Source organism: Dactylosporangium sp. NPDC005555 (assembly GCF_040605635.1).
Classification (GTDB): Bacteria; Actinomycetota; Actinomycetes; order Mycobacteriales; family Micromonosporaceae; genus Dactylosporangium.
In genome coordinates, this window is the sequence record NZ_JBEXDG010000010.1 from 135208 (window position 1) to 152965 (window position 17758).

General features: G+C 70.9%; 16 protein-coding genes. All 16 read right to left on the reverse strand.

Features of this window, described 5'->3' with window-relative positions:
- Positions 1-4: 4 nt before the first annotated feature.
- The 16 genes from ABZS58_RS14255 to ABZS58_RS14330 all read right to left on the reverse strand — a co-directional run bounded on the left by ABZS58_RS14255 (position 5) and on the right by ABZS58_RS14330 (position 17660).
- The gene (locus ABZS58_RS14255) at positions 5-1399 is read right to left on the reverse strand and encodes a GH1 family beta-glucosidase (protein ID WP_354781269.1); all 1395 of its coding nucleotides are present in this window, start codon (positions 1397-1399) and stop codon (positions 5-7) included.
- A gap of 46 nt (positions 1400-1445) precedes the next feature.
- The gene (locus ABZS58_RS14260) at positions 1446-2459 is read right to left on the reverse strand and encodes an ABC transporter ATP-binding protein (RefSeq protein WP_354781271.1); all 1014 of its coding nucleotides are present in this window, start codon (positions 2457-2459) and stop codon (positions 1446-1448) included.
- Positions 2456-3514: an ABC transporter permease gene (locus ABZS58_RS14265; protein WP_354781273.1), complete on the reverse strand. Its 1059-nt coding sequence runs from the start codon at positions 3512-3514 to the stop codon at positions 2456-2458. Before ABZS58_RS14265 ends, ABZS58_RS14260 begins: the two co-directional genes overlap by 4 nt.
- Before the next feature lies 1 nt (position 3515).
- Positions 3516-4496, reverse strand: coding sequence for an ABC transporter permease (locus tag ABZS58_RS14270; protein WP_354781275.1), 981 nt, complete (start codon positions 4494-4496; stop codon positions 3516-3518).
- Positions 4493-5629 carry an ABC transporter ATP-binding protein gene (locus ABZS58_RS14275; protein ID WP_354781277.1) on the reverse strand — a complete coding sequence of 379 codons (1137 nt, stop codon included), beginning with the start codon at positions 5627-5629 and terminating at the stop codon, positions 4493-4495. Before ABZS58_RS14275 ends, ABZS58_RS14270 begins: the two co-directional genes overlap by 4 nt.
- Before the next feature lie 90 nt (positions 5630-5719).
- Positions 5720-7393 (reverse strand): ABC transporter substrate-binding protein, encoded by a 1674-nt coding sequence (locus ABZS58_RS14280; RefSeq protein ID WP_354781279.1) that lies wholly within the window; start codon positions 7391-7393, stop codon positions 5720-5722.
- 121 nt (positions 7394-7514) lie between these two features.
- Positions 7515-8522, reverse strand: coding sequence for a LacI family DNA-binding transcriptional regulator (locus ABZS58_RS14285; protein WP_354781281.1), 1008 nt, complete (start codon positions 8520-8522; stop codon positions 7515-7517).
- Between the two features lie 327 nt (positions 8523-8849).
- Positions 8850-10478, reverse strand: coding sequence for a serine/threonine-protein kinase (locus tag ABZS58_RS14290; RefSeq protein ID WP_354781283.1), 1629 nt, complete (start codon positions 10476-10478; stop codon positions 8850-8852).
- Positions 10479-10515: 37 nt separating this feature from the next.
- Complete coding sequence (gene ppgK, locus ABZS58_RS14295; RefSeq protein WP_354781285.1) at positions 10516-11271, reverse strand: polyphosphate--glucose phosphotransferase; 756 nt, start codon at positions 11269-11271, stop codon at positions 10516-10518.
- A 72-nt stretch (positions 11272-11343) separates the two neighbouring features.
- Entirely contained in the window at positions 11344-11604 is a 261-nt protein-coding gene (locus ABZS58_RS14300) for a Prokaryotic metallothionein (protein WP_354781287.1), read from the reverse strand.
- A 62-nt stretch (positions 11605-11666) separates the two neighbouring features.
- Positions 11667-13229 carry a fused response regulator/phosphatase gene (locus ABZS58_RS14305; protein ID WP_354781289.1) on the reverse strand — a complete coding sequence of 521 codons (1563 nt, stop codon included), beginning with the start codon at positions 13227-13229 and terminating at the stop codon, positions 11667-11669.
- A 58-nt stretch (positions 13230-13287) separates the two neighbouring features.
- Positions 13288-14973 carry an ATP-binding protein gene (locus ABZS58_RS14310; protein WP_354781291.1) on the reverse strand — a complete coding sequence of 562 codons (1686 nt, stop codon included), beginning with the start codon at positions 14971-14973 and terminating at the stop codon, positions 13288-13290.
- Positions 14970-15992, reverse strand: a complete 1023-nt coding sequence (locus tag ABZS58_RS14315) for a SpoIIE family protein phosphatase (protein WP_354781293.1) — start codon at positions 15990-15992, stop codon at positions 14970-14972. The genes ABZS58_RS14310 and ABZS58_RS14315 overlap by 4 nt, the downstream gene beginning before the upstream one ends.
- Entirely contained in the window at positions 15980-16390 is a 411-nt protein-coding gene (locus ABZS58_RS14320) for an ATP-binding protein (protein ID WP_354781295.1), read from the reverse strand. The genes ABZS58_RS14315 and ABZS58_RS14320 overlap by 13 nt, the downstream gene beginning before the upstream one ends.
- A complete protein-coding gene (locus tag ABZS58_RS14325; RefSeq protein WP_354781297.1) occupies positions 16387-16794 on the reverse strand; it encodes an STAS domain-containing protein in 408 nt (135 codons plus the stop codon). Before ABZS58_RS14325 ends, ABZS58_RS14320 begins: the two co-directional genes overlap by 4 nt.
- Positions 16794-17660 carry an STAS domain-containing protein gene (locus ABZS58_RS14330; RefSeq protein ID WP_354781299.1) on the reverse strand — a complete coding sequence of 289 codons (867 nt, stop codon included), beginning with the start codon at positions 17658-17660 and terminating at the stop codon, positions 16794-16796. The genes ABZS58_RS14325 and ABZS58_RS14330 overlap by 1 nt, the downstream gene beginning before the upstream one ends.
- Positions 17661-17758 lie beyond the last annotated feature (98 nt).

A 17758-nucleotide genomic window follows, 5' to 3' on the forward strand; every position in this document is an offset into this window, starting at 1 on the left:
ACGATCAGCTGCGCAGGTCCCGGATGGTGTCGCGGTACCACAGCGCGGACTGCTTCGGCGTGCGCTCCTGCGTGTCGTAGTCGACGTAGACGATGCCGAAGCGCTTGTCGTAGCCGTAGGCCCACTCGAAGTTGTCCATCAGCGACCACGCGAAGTAGCCGCGGATGTCGGCGCCCTGCTGGCGGGCCAGGGCGACCGCGCCGATGTGGGAGTCGAAGTAGGCGACCCGGTCGTCGTCGCGGACGAAGCCGGTCTCGTCGGGCTCGTCGTGGAAGGCGGAGCCGTTCTCGGTGACGAAGATCGGCAGCCGGTAGTCCTCCCACAGGCGCACCAGGAGCTGGGTGAAGCCCTCGGGGACGATCTCCCAGCCCATCGCGGTGATCGGGCGGCCGGTCGGGATGGGTCGGCTGACGGGCAGGCCGGTGGCGTCGTGGGTGTTGCCGTCCTCGTCGACGCCGGAGACGGTCTCGCTGAAGTAGTAGTTGACGCCGAGCACGTCGAGCGGGGTCTTGATGATCTCGAGGTCGCCGTCCTGGACGGGCAGTTCGATGCCCTGCTGCGCCAGGTCCGCGACGAGGTCCGAGGGGTACCGGCCGTGGACGAGCGGGTCGAGGTAGATGCGGGTGCTGAGCGCGTCGCTGCGCCGGGCGGCGTCGCGGTCGGCGGCGCTGTCGGTCTCCGGGGTGCTGACGCCCATGTTGAGGGTGATGCCGAACTCGTGGTGCTCGGCGGCCGCCGCCTTCATGCGCTGGGTCGCGAGACCGTGACCCAGCAGCAGGTGGTGGACGGCGTGCATGCTGGCCGCGAAGTCGCGCCGGCCCGGGGCGTGCACCCCGTAGGCGTAGCCGAGCATCGCCGAGCACCACGGCTCGTTGAGCGTCGTCCACGTCTTGACGCGGTCCTTGAGCGCGTCGAAGACGAGCATGCTGTAGTCCGCGAAGCGGTAGGCGGTGTCGCGGACGGGCCAGCCGCCCGCGTCCTCCAGCTCCTGCGGCAGGTCCCAGTGGTACAGGGTGATCCACGGCTCGACGCCGTTGGCGAGCAGCTCGTCGGTGAGCCGGCTGTAGAAGTCGAGCCCGGCCGGGTTCACCGGGCCGCGGCCGCGGGGCTGGACCCGCGGCCACGCCACGGAGAAGCGGTACAGGTCGACACCGAGGTCGCGGATCAGCGCGACGTCCTGCGGCATGCGGTGGTAGTGGTCGCAGGCGACCTCGCCGGTGTCACCCTTGTCGATCGCGTCGGGCACCTCGCAGAACGTGTCCCAGATGGACCGGGTCCGCCCGTCCTCGTCGACCGCGCCCTCGATCTGGTAGGCCGAGGTCGCCACTCCCCAACGGAAGGCAGGCGGGAGTGTGGCGATCGGGTTCTGCACATCGAGGGGTGTCGCGGTCGTGTCCATGGTTCTCCTGGTTATCAGTAACTGGGACGTTGCGCCATTCGCAGGCTCAACCGGCGGTGACCGGATGCAGCCAGCAGGCGACGGAACGGGGCTCACCGACGTGATCGTCGGGCTTGCCCAGGATCGGCAGCTCGGTCGCGCACGGATCGAACGCCTTCGGGCAGCGCGGGTGGAACGCGCAACCGGTGGGCATGCCGCGCAGGTCCGGCGGGGAGCCGGGGATGCCGGTCAGTTCGCGGCGGGTGCCGCGCAGCGCGGGGAACGAGCGCAGCAGGCCCGCGCTGTACGGGTGCTTCGGGTCGCGGTAGATCGCCGCCGAAGGCGCCTCTTCCACGATCCGCCCGCCGTACATGATCGCGATCCGGTCGGAGAACTCGACCAGCAGCGACAGGTCGTGCGTGATGAACAGGACGGAGAAGCCGAGCCGCTCGCGTAGCTCGACGAGCTGGCCGAGGATCTGCCGCTGCATGACGACGTCGAGCGCGGTGGTGGGCTCGTCCATGATGACCAGCTGCGGCTCCAGGGCGAGCGCCATGCCGATCATGACGCGCTGGCGCATGCCGCCGGACAGCTGGTGCGGGTACGCGTCGAGCCGGTCCTCGGCGATGCCGACGAGGCGCAGCAGCTCCTTGGCCCGGGCCAGGCGGGCGGCCTTGCTGGACTTCGGGTCGTGCGCCTTGATGGCGTCCATGAGCCCGACGGAGACCTTGTGCACCGGGTTGAGCGAGTTCATCGCGCCCTGGAACACGATCGACGTCTCCGCCCACCGGTACTTGCGCAGCTCCTCGTTGGAGAGGTTGAGCACGTCGTACGGGTCGCCGGTCGCCGGGTGGTAGACGACGGAGCCGTTGGACACGACGCCGGGCGGCGGGAGCAGCCGGGTGACGCCGTAGGCGAGCGTGGACTTGCCGCTGCCGCTCTCCCCGGCGAGGCCGACGACCTCGCCGCGGTGGATGGTGAGGCTGACGTCGCGGACGGCCTTGACCGCCTCTTCGCCGAGACCGTAGTCGACGTCGAGATTCTTGATCTCCAGCAGCGGCCGGGTCAGGATCTGGGTCATCGCTTCGCTCCATCGGCGGCGTCGTGCTTGATCTCGATCTTGGGGGTGGTCTCGGCGCGGCCCCGGATGACGGGGGTGAAACCGACCCGCATGGTGACCTTGTCGCCGTTGGGGGCGCGGCGCGAGCCGGCGCCGGCGGTGCGCAGCCGGGGGCTGACGAACTCGTCGATGCCGAAGTTGATGAGGCTCAGCGCGGTGCCGAGGAACGCGATGGCCAGACCGGCCGGCACGAACCACCACCAGGCGCCCTGCGCGAGAGCCTGCTGGCCCTGCGCCCAGAACAGGATCGTGCCCCAGTTCCAGGTCGACACCGACGAGATGCCGATGAAGGCGAGGGTGATCTCGGACATGACGGCGAAGATGACGGTGCCGACGAAGCTGGACGCGATGATCGCGGTCAGGTTCGGCAGGATCTCGAACAGCACGATCCGCCACGTCTTCTCGCCGGTCGCCCTGGCCGCCTCGACGTAGTCGCGGCGTCTCAGCGACAGCGTCTGTGCTCGCAGCACCCGGGCGCCGTACGCCCATGACGTACACCCGATGACCAGTGCCACGACGATGTCGCCGGCGTTGGTGATGGTCGAGGTGACGATGATGATGAGCGGCAGCGCCGGGATGACCAGGAAGACGTTGGACACCGCCGAGAGGCTCTCGTCCGCCGCGCCGCCCAGGTAGCCGGACGTGACGCCGATGAGGACCGACAGGATCGTCGCGACGATGCCGGCGATCGCGCCGACGACCACGACGCCGCGGGCGCCGACCAGGATCTGGCTGAAGATGTCCTTGCCGAGGTGGTCGGTGCCGAACCAGTGGGACCCCGACGGGGCCTGCAGTTTGTCCGGCGTGATGAGGTCCGGGTCGTACGGGGAGATCCAGGGCCCGATGACGGCGATCAGCACGTAGATGCCGAGCACGATCAGGCCGGTGGCCGCCTTGGCGTTGGACACGAACCGGAAGCGCTTGCGCTTCGCCTTCGAGGCCGGCTTCACGCTCGGCTGGGCCATCGAGCCCTGACCCGGGATCACCTGCTCGATGCTGGAGGGGGTGACGGTCATATCAACCACTCTTTCGGGTGCGCGGGTCGAGCAGCAGGTAGGCCACGTCGGCCAGCAGGTTGGCCACCAGCACCGAGATCGTGATGACCAGGAAGATGCCCTGCATCAGCGGGTAGTCGTAGGCCTGGACGGCCTGGAAGAGCTGGTAGCCGACGCCGGGGTAGGAGAACACGATCTCCACCAGCAGGGTGCCGCCGACGATGAAGCCCAGCGACAGGGCGAAGCCGGACACGTTGGGCAGCAGCGCGTTGCGGGCCGCGTAGCTGAAGGCGACCCGCCGGTCGGAGAGGCCCTTGGCGTGCGCGACGGTGATGTAGTCCTCCGAGGCGACGGTGACCATCATGTTGCGCATGCCGAGGATCCAGCCGCTCATCGAGGAGATGAGGATCGTGCCCGCCGGCAGGATGCTGTGGTTGATCGCGCTGGGGATGAAGTAGGCGTCCCAGGCGGGCACCAGGCCGGGGGTGAACCCGCCGGAGGACGGGAACCAGCTGCCCGGACCGGCGAGCACGGCGATGGCGACGAGGCCGAGCCAGAAGTACGGCACCGAGGACAGGAACGTGGTCGCCGGCAGGAGGCTGTCGATCCACGACCCGCGCTTCCAGCCGGCGCCGACGCCGATCGCGGTGCCGATCATGAAACTGAGGATGGTGGTGACGCCGACCAGGCCGACCGTCCACGGCAGGCTCTGGCTGATCACCTCCGACACCGCGGAGGGGAAGAACGTGAACGACAGGCCGAGGTCGCCGTGCGCGAGCTGCTGCCAGTAGTTGATGTACTGGTCCCACAGGCTCTGGCTCTTGTCGAGGCCGAACAGCACCTCGAGGGAGTGGATCGCGTCGCTGGACAGCCGGCCCTGGTTCTTGGAGATCAGGGAGCTGACCGGGTCGCCGGGCATGACCCGCGGGATGAAGAAGTTGAGGGTGATCGCCGCCCACAGCGTGAACAGGTAGAAGGCGAAGCGTTGCAGCAGGAACTTCATCGTGCCTCCTCCGTCAGCGACAGGGCCGGCGGCGTGGGGATGGCGGCGGCGGCACTGTCGGCGGCGGAGCCGATGCCCTCCTTGGCGACGGTGTCCGCGTCGTACAGCCAGCAGGCCGCCCAGTGCCCGTCGCGGTCGCCGATCTCCAGCCGCGGCGGCAGGTCGACCTTGCAGCGGGGCATGGCGTGCGGGCAGCGCGGGTTGAAGCGGCAGCCGGCCGGCGGCCGGATCAGGCTCGGCGGCTCGCCGTTGCCGCGGTCCATGGCGGTCGGGTCGGCGATGCCCTCGATGCGGTCCGGGTCGGGCGCGGACTCGATGAGCAGCCGGGTGTAGGGGTGCGCAGGGTTCTGCGTCACGGTCTCGCTGTCGCCGCCCTCGACCATGCGGCCGGCGTACATGACCATCGTCTCGTCGGCGAAGTACCGCGCCGAGGCGATGTCGTGCGTGATGTACAGGATGGCGAGGTTGAGCCGTTCCTTCAGGTCACGCAGCAGGTTGAGGATGCCCAGACGGATCGACACGTCGAGCATGGAGACCGGCTCGTCGGCGAGCAGGGCCTCGGGGTCCGCGCCGAGGGCGCGGGCGATCGCGACGCGCTGGCGCTGGCCGCCGGACAGCTCGTGCGGGAACTTGTCGACGTAGCGCTCGGGCGGGGTGAGGCTGACCCGGGTGAGCAGGTTCGCCAGGGCGGCCTCGAGGTCGGCCGCGGACTTGCCGGCGTTGCCGTGGATCTTCAGCGCGCGGGTGAGGTGGTAGCGCACGGTGTGCACCGGGTTGAGCGAACCGAACGGGTCCTGGAAGATGAGCTGGACCCGCTTGACGTAGCTGCGGAAGCGGCGACCGCCGTTGACCTTGGTCGACGTGCCGTGCAGCAGGAGGTCGCCGCCGGTGCGCGGATAGAGCTGCGCGAGCAGCCGGGCGACCGTGGACTTGCCGGAGCCGGACTCGCCGACCAGTGCCGTGACTCTGCCCCGTCGCAGAGTGAAGGAGACGTCGTCCACGGCGTGGACGACCGCCTTGGTGCCGGAGAAGAGATCACTCAGCCGCCTGCGGACGGGGAAATGCTTGGTCAGGCCGACGGCCTCAAGCACCACCTCGCCTACCGGCGCCGCCGTGCTTTCGCTCAACGTCATGCCGATGGTCCTGTCTAGGGGGTGTCGTCACGGGGTACCGCTCCCCGGGTGACCGTCGGCCACCCGGGGAGCGGTGTCACTAGCGACCGGTCAGGAGGCCGGCTTGAGGTGCAGGATCACGTCGATCGCGTTGGCCTGGGTGGGCTGAGCGGCGCCGTAGGGGTTGGCGTCGTCCGGCCAGCCGGTCCAGTTCTTGGTGGAGTACGCGCCACCGACGTTGTCGGCGCCGACCGGGATCATCGGCATGTACTCGACGAAGATCTTCTGCAGCTTGTTCATCGCCTCGACCCGGACCGAGTCCTCGGTCGCCGACTGGTAGTCGCGCAGCGCCTTGGTGGCCTCGGGGTTGTTGAAGCGGCCGAAGTTACCGGCGGGGCTGGCGGTGCCGATCGGCTTGAGCAGGTCGCCGTCCATGATCGTCTGGTAGATGTCGTACGGCGTGTTGCCGCCGTTGGTCCACCGGAAGCCCGCGTCGAACTGACCGGCTTCGACGTTCTTGAACCACGCGTCCTGGTTGGCCTTCTCGACCGTGGCCTCGATGCCGATCTTCTGAAGGTTGGCCTTCACGATCTCGAGCGAGGTCTGGTAGTCCGACCAGCCGGCGGGGTCGGTCAGCGTGAGCGTGACGGCCTTGCCGGTCTTGTCCTTCAGGGTGGTGCCCTCGTACTTGTAGCCGGCACCGGTGAGGAGCGCCTTGGCGCCCTCGATGTCGATCTTGTAGTCCTTGCCCTTGAACTCCGGCGCGAGGAACGCGTCGCCGGCGGGGCTGGGCAGACCGGTCACGCTCTTCACCAGCGGGTGGAAGTAGCCGGCCTCGGCCGTGTTGAAGATGTCGTCACGGTCGATGACCATGCTCATGGCCACGCGCAGGTTCTTGTCGTCGAACGGCGCCTTGGTGGTGTTGATGTACAGGCCGTGGATGCCGAGGACCGGCGGGGCCCAGATCTTGTGGTGCGCGGCGTCCTTGTCGAGGAAGACCGTCTTCACGTTGGGGATGAAGACGAAGCTCCACTCCGACTCACCGTTGGCGAGCGCGGTGGTCTGCGCGTTGTTGTCGGTGTAGGAGGTGTACCGCAGCTCCTTGACGGCCGGGAGCGCCTGCCAGTAGCCCTTGTCCTTGGCGACCAGGGTGGCCGTCTGCGGGGTGAAGGACTTCAGCTTGTAGGGGCCCGAGCCGATCGGGTCCTTGGCCAGCTCGGCGGCCGGGTCGGAGACCTTCTCCCAGATGTGCTTGGGGACGATCGGCACCTGGGCGATGGCCTTGTGCTGGCTCACGAACTGCGGGTTCTTGAACGTGATGGTCACGTCCGCGCCGCTGGCCGTGGCGTCCTTGATGGTGAGACCGCCGGTGTTGATGGCGTCGTTCTTGGCCAGCAAGTTGTACGTGAACGCGACGTCCTCGGCGGTGACCTTCTGGCCGTCCGACCACTCCGCGTTGTCACGGATGGTGGCCTTGACCGACGTGTAGTCCTTGGACCACTCCGCCTTGGTGGCGAGCCACGGCTTCATCGGGTCGGCCGGCTTGACCGGGTTCCACATCATCAGCGGCTCGTACAGCGCCCAGCGGTAACCCGACTTGGACGCGGCAGAGGTGCTGAGGAACGGGTTCTGGTTCTCGGTCTGCGGGCCGTTCGGCATGCCGACGTTGAGAACCGTCACGCCCTGCTTGGCGTTCTGCTCGTTCTTCGACTCGCCGCAGGCGGCGAGGGAGCCGGCTGCGAGCAACCCGGCGAGGCCGAGCACAACGGAGCGTCTGGTATGCACGGGGGTGTCTCCTTACGTACCTGGATCGACAGGTGGGGCGGGCATTCGGGGTATGACGACGGGGCCTTCTTGCGGCAGGTCCCGCCCTTTGGTGCGGTGTCGGTGGTGCTGGTGTGGAGCGCTAGGGCTGCGCCGGGGCGGTCGAGGACCGCACGACGAGCGTGGTGGACAGGATGTTGGGCTCACTCGTCAACGGCGTGCCGTCGAAGTGTGCGATGAGCCGCCGGGCCGCCATCTCGCCCATCTGCCGCATCGGCTGGCGGATGGTCGTGAGTGGGGGCTCGGTGTGCGCGGCGTGGACGATGTCGTCGAAGCCCACGAGGGCGACATCCTCCGGCACCGCGCGGCCCGCGTGACGCAGCGCCTGGAGGGCGCCGGCGGCGGACAGGTCGTTGTGGGCGAAGACGGCGTCGAACTCCAGCCCCAGCTCCAGCGCTCGCCGGACGGCCTGGGAGCCGCAGTCGTACGTGAAGTCGCCCTCCATCACAAAACGCGGGTCGACCGGGTGCCCGGCGGCGGCGAACACGTCCGCGAAGCCACCGAGCCGGTCCTGTGTGCAGCCGAACTTCTCGGATCCGGTGATCACCAGTGGGCGCCGCCGGCCGATCTCGACGAGATGCCGCGCGGCGAGGGCCCCGCCGGCCCGGTTGGTGGTCCCGACCGACGGCATGAGCGGCTTGTCGCCGCGGTCGTCGATGAGCACCACCGGCAGACCGCCGGCATACAGGTCGGCGAGGTAGTCCAGGGTGCCTTCCGGCTCGATCGCCAGCAGGCCGTCGAAGGCCTTGCCGGAGACCTGCGCGGAGAACTGCCGCATCGACTCGGCGCCACGGTTGCACGTGAACAGCAGCAACCCGTAGCCCTCCGCCTCGACGACATCCACCGCTCCCTGCACGATCTCGCCCATCCACGGCCAGATCAGCGACGGCACCAGCATCCCGATGACCCTGGTGTGGCCACGGGCGAGGTTGACCGCCCGCGCGCTGGGCGTGTAACCCAGCTCGTCGATGACCCTCCGCACCCGTGCCGCGGTCGACTCGTCGACCTCGCCTTTGCCGTTGAGCACCCGCGAGACGGTGGTCTTGCTGACCCCGGCCCGGGACGCGACGTCGGCGATGGTGATCGGCACGTCGGCATCCTCTCTGTGAGAGCGCTTTCTGGCAAGAGAGCGTTTTCTGGAACCGGTTCCGCAACCGGTTCCGGCACACTAAATCCGATTGCGGACTGTGGTGTCAATAACACGGTGGTAACGAAACGTAACGTCGGCGAAAAGCTTGCCAAGCCTCAGGACGTGGTGTTTGCTCGGCAGCACACCGGTGCGCTTGCGGTCGCAGCGGCGCCCGGCCGTGCCCGCGGGCGCCCCCGCGAAAGCGCTCTACCGGTCGCGGCGCCGGCCGTCCGACCGGCCGTTCCGCGGGGCAGTTGCCGACAGTTGCCGACAGCCTGCCGGCGGGCGCTACCGGCCGGGCAGGCGGATGACGGTGCCGTCGCTCAGCGGCTGCTGCTTGACGACCAGGACGTCGAACCTGAGCCCCTTCGGCACGTCGAACACGAGCGTGCCGGTGACCGGTTTCCCGGACTTGATCTCCCCGTACAGCGGCCGAGTCTCGGCGTTGTAGAGCCACGACCAGTCGTCGGGTTTGTGGTCGTTGCCGTCGGTGTCGCGCAGCCGCTGCGAGCCCTGCCAGATGCGGGTGCCACCGGCCCCGAGGTTCTCCACCCGCACCTCGACCAGGCAGTACTCCCCCACGGCGTCCTTGACGATCGGCCACTCGCCGATCCGCTTCACGCCGCACTCGAAGCCGGTGACGGTGAAGCGGACCCCGCCGTCGGTGCCGACCGGACTCGGCTTCCTCGACGGCGCCCTGCTGGCCGGCGCCGCGGTGGTCGGAGCGGCCTGCGGGTCGCCGGAGCCGGCCGAGCCGGCGAGGTTGAACACGCCCCACAGGCAGCCCACGACGATCAGCACCGCGATGACGGCGGCGACCCCGCGGCCCATCCCGCGCGGCGCCGGCCGGGGCGGCGGCGGCACCGGCGGGAGCGGCTGGCCCTGCCCCACATACTGGGACCGGCCGGTGGGGTCGAGCATCGTCGGGCTGACCGGCGACGGCGACACGGGCCCGTGCACCCCGTGCACGGCGGTCGGCGAGACCGGGATGACGGGCGCCGCACCGGGCGCGAACCGGCCCGCCGGCGGTCTCGGCGCCGCCGCGGCGGGCACCGTCGCGGTGTGCCCGTGCCCGCCGCGGGGCCGCGGATCCGGGCGGGTTTTCCTATCGGCCCGGGGGGATGTCACGTGGACGGCCGCGGGGTCGTCGTCGCCGACGAGCGCGAGGAGGAGCTGGCGTGCCGTCGGCCTGGCCGCCGGGTCCGTCCGCAACGCCCGGGCGACGATCTCGGCGATGCCCGGGGTGAGGATCCGCTCCAGGCCCGGCGGGACCGGCCCGGCCGGCATCACGCCGGTGCCCGCCCACGCGACGAGGACACCCCACGCGTAGACGTCGGAGGCCTGGCTCGGCGGGGCCCCGCGCTCCTGCTCGGGCGCCAGCCATCCCGGCGTGCCGAACAGCTGCCCGACGGGTCCCGAGTGCCCCAGGAGGCGGGCGACGCCGAAGTCGACGACCTTCGGGCCGAACGGGGACAGCAGCACGTTGCGCGGGCTCAGGTCGGCGTGCACGAGCCCGACCGCGTGGATCGCGGTGAGCGCCGCGGCGACCCCGACCGCGACCGCCTCGACCTGACCGCCGAGCGGGCCGTTGACGGTCGCATACTCGTGCAGGGACGGCCCGGACACGTATTCGGTCACCAGGTGCGGCACCGGACCGTCCAGGGCCACGTCGAGCACGCGGGCGGTGCAGAAGCCGGCGACCCGCGACGCGGCGGCGGCCTCGGCCGCGAACCGCTGCCGGAACTGCGGGTCGCCGTGCCAGGCCGGGTTGATGACCTTCAGCGCGACCCGGCGGTCGTCGGGGCCGGCGGCGAGATAGACGGTGCCCATGCCGCCGACGCCGAGGACGCCGAGCAGCCGGTAGGACCCGACCGTGGCCGGGTCCCCGGCACGCAACGACGCGGGCACGTCCCCCATGCCACCTATCGTGCCCTATGTCCGCACGGAATCGTGCTCAGTGCGCCCGTCGCGACGCGAGGAGTGCGGCGCCGACGATCCCGGCGTTGTTCTGCAGGGTCGCCGGGACGACCTTCGTGGGCACGTCCACGTACTGCAGCCACTTCTCGGTCTTCTTGCTCACGCCGCCGCCGATGATGATCAGGTCGGGCCACAGCAGGGCGTGCAGGTGGCGCAGGTAGACCTGGACCCGCTCGGCCCAGTCGGGCCAGCTGAGCTCCTCGGTCTCCCGGATGCGGTCGGAGGCGAAGTCCTCGGCGTCGCCGCCGTGCAGGTGCCGGCCGGTCAGCTGCAGGTGGCCGAACTCGGTGTTGGGCACCAGCTTCCCGTCGATGAACAGGGCGCTGCCGATGCCCGTGCCGAGGGTGACCATGACGACCAGGCCCTCGACGCCCTTGCCCGCGCCGTACTCGACCTCGGCGACCCCGGCCGCGTCGGCGTCGTTGAGGACCGTCACCGGCCGGCCCAGCTTGTCGCTGAAGAGCCGCTCCGCGGGCGCGTCGACCCAGGAGGCGTCGACGTTGGCGGCGGTCTTCGTCACGCCGTGCTGGACCACGGCCGGAAACGTGATGCCGACGCTGCTCGCCGGCGGGAACTGCGCGACGACCGCCGCGACGGTCTCGACGACGGCGGCGATGTCCGCAGGCTGCGGGGTCTCGATGCGGTGCCGGTCAGCGGTGAACTCGCCGGTCGCCAGGTCGACCGGCGCCCCCTTGATGCCCGAACCGCCGATGTCGATACCCAGGACCACCACAGCTGCTCCTCCACGATGTGTGCCTCATCCGATGCTGCAGGATGAGCCAATCATGCGGCGCAGGAGCAAGGATCACCCGGGGTACGCACCGACCGTGTCGCGGATCTCCGGACCGAGCGCGTCGTCGGCGGTGCGGGCGCAGTGGGCGCTGCAGTAGAAGCTGCCGGACACCTCCGCGCCGTGCCCGACGATCCTCGTGCCGCAGTGCTCGCAGACCGGGGCGAGCCGGTGGATCGCGCATTCGAAGGAGTCGAAGACGTGCACGCCGCCGCCGACGGTACGGATCTCGAAAGCCATGTGGTAGTCGTTGCCGCAGGTCTCACAGACCGCCATGATGAAAGCCCCCCGTTCGTATCACCGCAGCGTGTGCGCATCGGGCGGCCGGCGCAACCGGTTCAGGCGGAATCCACCCGGCGGATCACGAGAAGGGCAATGTCGTCGTCGCGCGACCGCGCGCTCAGCTCGCGCAGCAGCCGGTCGCAGAACTGCTCCAGGTCGGCCTCGATGTCGCCGACGGCGGCGCACAGCGCATCGAGCCCCTCGTTGAAGGTCTGCCCGCGCGCCTCGATGAGCCCGTCGGTGACCAGGACCAGTGTCTCGCCGGGGGCGAGGGTCAGCCGGATCTCCTCGTCGTGCGGGGTCGGCACGCCCAGCAGCGCGACCCGGCCCTCGACCAGGTCGACCCGCCCCTCGTGGACCCGCAGCACCGGCGGGTGCCCGGCGTTGGTGAGCCGGACCTCGCCGCTGGCGGGGTCCATGCTCAGCAGGCACATCGTGGCGATCTCCTCCGGCAGCAGCCGCAGCATCATCCGGTTGAGCCGCTCCATGCTCGGCCCCGGTGACGCGTCCTCCACCAGGTAGGCGCGCAGCGCGTGGCGGACCTCCGCCATGATCGTGGCGGCCCGCAGCGAGTGCCCGGCGACGTCGCCGATCGCCGCGACGAGCCGCCCGTCGAGCAGCAGCAGCTCGTAGAAGTCGCCGCCGACGGACGCGTGCTCACTGGCCGGCTGGTAGCGCACCGCGAGCTGCACCCCCGGCACCGACGGCAGCCGCTGCGGCAGCATGCTCTGCTGGAGGGTCAGCGCGGTGCGCCGCTCCTCGTCGTAGCTGCGCAGCGCCTCCACGGCGAGCGCGACCGCCTGCCCGAACTGGCGCAGCAGGTCGGCGTCGTCGTCGCTGAACCCCTCCGCGGGCACGGCGACGTGCAGCGGCTCCCGGCCCGGCTTGGCGCGCGCGACGACCCGCCACACCGCGCCCTGCCACCACGGCCCGTCGTCCTGCCGGAACAGCACCGTGCCGGCCTGCCCGTCGAGGGGGTCGTGGTCGTACTGCTCACGCATCGCGGACCGCACCTGGGGCACGCCGTCCTGGGCGTCGACCTGCACGGCGATCGGCCCGGTCTCCTCCGACCCGGCGGCGACGGCGGCCGGACCCTCGAACACCCGGGCGGCGCCGGTCGCGGCGGCCACCAGCAGGTCCGGCAGGCTCGTCGTGGCGTTGAACGCCGTCGTGGTGTCCACCAGCCGGGTGAGCCGGCCGGCGAGGCGTTCGGCGCGGCGGCGGGCGCGGTACTCGCGCAGCTTCGCCCGGACCGTGGCGAGCAGCTCGTCCGGGTCGATCGGCTCGGCGAGGTACGCGTCGGCGCCGCGGTTGAGCCCCTGGGTGCGGTCCACGACGTGGACGGCGGTCGCGGAGATGTGGATGACGGGGATCGCGGTCGTCCGCGGGTCCTCCTTGATCCGCTCGGCGACCTCGAACCCGTCGATGTCCGGCAGGCGCACGTCGAGCACGACCAGCTCCGCGTGCAGGGCGGCGTCGTGCAGCAGCCGCAGCGCCTCCAGGCCGGTGGCGGCCTCGACGACCCGGTGCCCGTCGCGGCGCAGCCAGCTGGTGATGACATACCGCTTGGAGGGGCTGTCGTCGACGACGAGGATGTCGGCGGCGGCCTCCCCGATCACGCCGCCACCGCCGCTGGGCTCCGGCGCGACCGCGGTCCGGGACGGCGCCCCGGGCCGGTCACGCGGTGACCCGGGCGACGACCTCGGCGACCATGCGCCGGGTCAGTGCCGACTTGTCCAGGACGGCGGCGGCGCCCGGGACGTGCGTGATGTCGGCGCCGGTCACCACGACGACGGGCACGCCGCGCAGCTCCGGCACGCCCGCGAGGGCGGCGATCAGCTCGCCGCCGTCGCCGCCGGGCATCCGTAGGTCCAGGAAGATCAATGATGGGCGCTCACGGGTCGCGATGGCGAGCGCCGAGCGGGTGTCGGCGGCCTCGTGGATGTACTCCGCAATGCCGTCGAGGTGCTCGCGCAGCACCTGCCGCGAGGCGGCCTCGTCGTCGACGACCAGCACCACCGGCACGTGCGGCAGGTCCAGGTCGTCCACCGGCGCGGGCTGCAGCGGCACGTCGAGGGTGAAGGTGCTGCCCTCCCCCGGCTCGCTGACCATGCTGAGCCCGCCGCCGAGCAGCGTCGCCAGCCGCCGCGCGTAGGGCAGCCCGAGCCCGGTCCCGCCCGCCTGGTGCACACCACGCACCTGATGGAACTCCTCGAAGACGCGGCGCTGCTCGGCGAGCGGGATGCCGATGCCGGTGTCGGCGACCGCGATGTGCAGCCGGCCGTCGAGCACCAGCGCGCCCATCGCGACACTGCCGGCGTCGGTGAACTTCAACGCGTTGGTGAGCAGGTTGCGCAGGATCTGGGTGAGCAGCAGCTCGTCGGTGACCAGGTCGACCGGCTCGGCGGGGTCCGCGATCTCGAACTGCACGCCGGGCTTCGCCAGCGGGCGCAGCGTGCCGCGCAGCTGGCCGAGCACCGCGCCCAGGTCGACCTGCGCCCAGTTGGGCTCGATCCGGTTGGACTCGGCCTTCGCCAGGTCCAGCAGGTCGTTGACCCGGGCGAGCAGGTCGGCGGCGGAGCCCTGCACAAGGTCCAGCTGGTGGGTCTGGTCGGCGGTGAGCGGCTCGGAGCGCGGGTCGAGCAGCAGCCGGGTGAGCCCGATGATCGCGGTGACGGGCGCGCGCAGCTCGTGCGACACGTTGGCCAGGAAGCGGCTCTTCGCCTCGTTCGCCTGGCGCAGCTGGGCGGAGCGTTCGTCGAGCTCCGCGTACAGGGCGACGACACCCTGGTTGGTCTGCTCCAGCTCCTCGGACAGCTGCGTGTACAGCGCCATCACGCCGCGGTTGGTCTCCTCCAGCTCCGCGTTGAGGGTGAGCAGCTCGTCGCGGTGCGCCTGGACCTCCTCCAGGGCGGTGACCAGCTGCTGGTTCTGGACGCTGAGCTCGTCCAGCGCAGTCGTCGGCCGGCTCGCGGCCAGCTCCTGCCGCGCCGCGGCCAGCCGGTCCGTGCCGACCTGGGCGGGCAGCCTGCGCGCCAGGCTGATCCTGTCCGGTTCCACCTGCACCTCGTCCATCAACCGGCCCGCCGCCGCCGTGCCCTCCGGCGGGCTGATCCCGATGCCGGCCGCCTCTACCACAATGACCAATCGCGGCCTCGCGGAAACGTCGGTGGAGAACGTGACGACGGCCCCGATCGTGTGCCGTCCGATCTCGCTGAGCGCGGTGGCGACCCTGACTTGGTCCTGGTGCTCCATGAGCAGCGCCGCGGCCACCTCCCGGCCGCGCTGGCGCAGCACGAACACGTCCTGGTCGGTGCGCAGGGTCATCCGCAGCAGCGGCTCGGGCGACCCGTCCGCGGTCACGGCCGGACCACCGCCACGCACGCGTCGTCGCGGCGCACCCCAACGTCGCGCAGCAGCGTCCCGGCGATGAGCAGCGGGTCCTGGCGGCTGAGGCCGGGATAGTCACGCAGGGTCCAGCGGTCCGACACGCCGTCGGAGTGCAGCACCACGACCGCGCCGGGTGGCAGGTCGTAGCTGAACTCGCGGACAACTCTGGACTGGTGGCCGACGATGCCGGGGAGGCTGACCATGCCGCGCCGCGCCCCGTCCGGGGTCGCGACCGTGCCGGCCACGTTGCCCAGCCCGGCGAAGCGGACCGTGTCGTGCTCGACCCTCGCCACGGAGACCGCCGCGCCCCGGGTGTACGACACGACCCGGTGCAGGTGCTCCACGATCGCTCCGGGAGACTCCAGCGGGCTGGCGAGGAAGGCGTCGACGCACGCGCCCGACGCCGCCGCCGCGAGGGCGCCGTGGCCGAGCCCGTCGGCGACGATCAGCAGCATCGCCCCGTCGACGCGGCGTGCCGCGTAGCGGTCGCCGCAGGCCGACTCGCCGGTGATCGGTCGCGTCAGCCCGCCGACCACCGGCACCGCACGGTAAACCCGGTCCTGCCATAGCTGCGCGGTCAGGACGGTGCCGCGGCCCGGCAGCGAGTAGCCGCCGGAGTGGCTCGAAAGGCGGCGGACCGCGCCGAGCCCGATGCCGAGGGTGCCGGCGGTGGACGTACCGTCGACGCCGCTGAACACCAGGTCGGCCATGCCGGGACCCGTGTCGACGGCGACCAGCTCGACCCCGCCGCCGGTGCCCGCGCGCAGGCACCGCACCGACAGCGCCCCCGCGTCGGCGTGCCGGTGCAGGTTGCCGGCCAGCTCCGAGGCGACGATCGCCACCTCGCCGGCCCGCTCCTCGGTGAAGCCGAGCCGTTTGGCGCAGTCCACCGCCACCCGCCTGGCGATGTTCGCCGCCGCGTTGTCGTCGACCGGGAACCAGCCCAGCTCCTCGACGGTGGGAACCTCGACCGGCGGCGTCACCGGGCCCACTTGGTGACCGTGATCTTCGTGCCCTCGCCGGCGACGGTCTCGATCTCGAACTCGTCGACGAGCCGCCGGGATCCGCTGAGGCCGAGCCCGAGGCCGCTGCCGGTGGTGTACCCGTCGGTGAAGGCCAGACCGAGGTCGACGATGCCCGGCCCGGTGTCGACGAACTCGGCCCGGACGCCGGCCCGCCGCCCGTTGTGCACCTGTGCGACGGTCGCGTGCCCACCGCCGCCGTGGATCAGGGTGTTGCGGGCCAGCTCGCTCGCCGCGGTGACGAGCTTCGTCTGGTCGACCAGCGGCAGCTTCGCGGCGAGCGCGATCACCCGGACCGCCTGCCGCACCCGGACCACGTCCTTGTCGTCGGTGATCGGCAGATGCTGCGGGTCCTGCGGCTGCGTCATACGGGCACGTCGTCCGATCCGCTGACACTGAGCACGCCGACGCCACGCACCTGCTTCGCCTCGGCGAGGATCTCCAGTGCCTTGTCGACGTTGAGCGCGGTGCGCACCCCGTTGAGCGACAGGCCGAGCTCCACCAGGGTGATCGCCACCGCCGGGCGCATGCCCACCACGACCGTCTCGGCGTCCAGCACCCGGGACACGGCCGCGATCGTCGACAGCATCCGGCCGATGAACGAGTCGACGATCTCCAGCGCGGAGATGTCGATGATCACGCCGTGCGCGCCGGTCTCCACGATCCGGTCGGACAGGTCCTCCTGCAGCTGCATCGCCGATTGGTCGTCGAGGTCGATCTGGATCGAGACCAGCAGGATCTCGCCGATCTTCAGGACGGGGATGCGGTCCATCAGGCCGTCCTGTCCCGGTTCGCCCGGCGGACGACCTCGACGCCGCTGGCGCGCATCGCGTGCAGGAGCGCGTCGGCGAGGTTGGCCTTGGTGACGATGTCGCCGAACTCGATGCCGAGCGCGACGACGGTCTGCGCGATCTGCGGGCGGATGCCGGAGATGATGCACTCCGCGCCCATCAACCGGGCCGCCACCACCGTCTTGAGGATGTGCTGGGCGACCTGCGTGTCGACCGCCGGCACGCCGGTGATGTCGACGATCGCGAAGCCCGAGCCGGTGTCGACCAGGGTCTGCAGGAGCTTCTCCATGACCACCTGGGCGCGGGCGGAGTCCAGCGTGCCGACCAGCGGCACCGCGACGACCCCTTCCCACAGCTTCACGACCGGCGTCGACAGCTCCAGCAGCTGCTCGGTCTGGTCGGCGATCACCGACTCGCGGGTCTTGGTGTAGGTCTCGAACGTGAACAGGCCCATGTCGTCGACAAGCAGCGACAGCAGCTGGAAGTCCTTCGGCGTCTGCTCCTCCGCGCCCGTCTCGGTGAGGCCGAGCACGACCTCCTTCACGGTGAACACGAGGCTCGCGGTCTCGCTCGGGGTGAAGCCCTGCCGGGCCCACGCCCGCGACAGCTCACCGAGCGTCGCCCGGGACTCGCCGCCCTGCATGCCGGCCACATCACCGTCGCCCTCGGCGGTGAGCATCGCCATCAGCGCGCTGTAGATGTCGCGCACCTGCCGGCTCAGCTCGGCCTGGGTCAGCCGGCCCCGCAGCGTGCGGGCCGCGATCTCCGTCCAATGCCGCACGATCGTTTCCTCATGCGTCTGCAGGAGCGCGGTCAGCCGCTGCCGCGCCTCGGCGTCCACCTTCACTCGTGATCTCCTTCTGTCAGCCGTCGGACCGAACGGTACCGTCCCGCGTCGGCCGCCGCGAACGTTGCCCCGGATCGGTGTGTCACGACCGCGTCGCC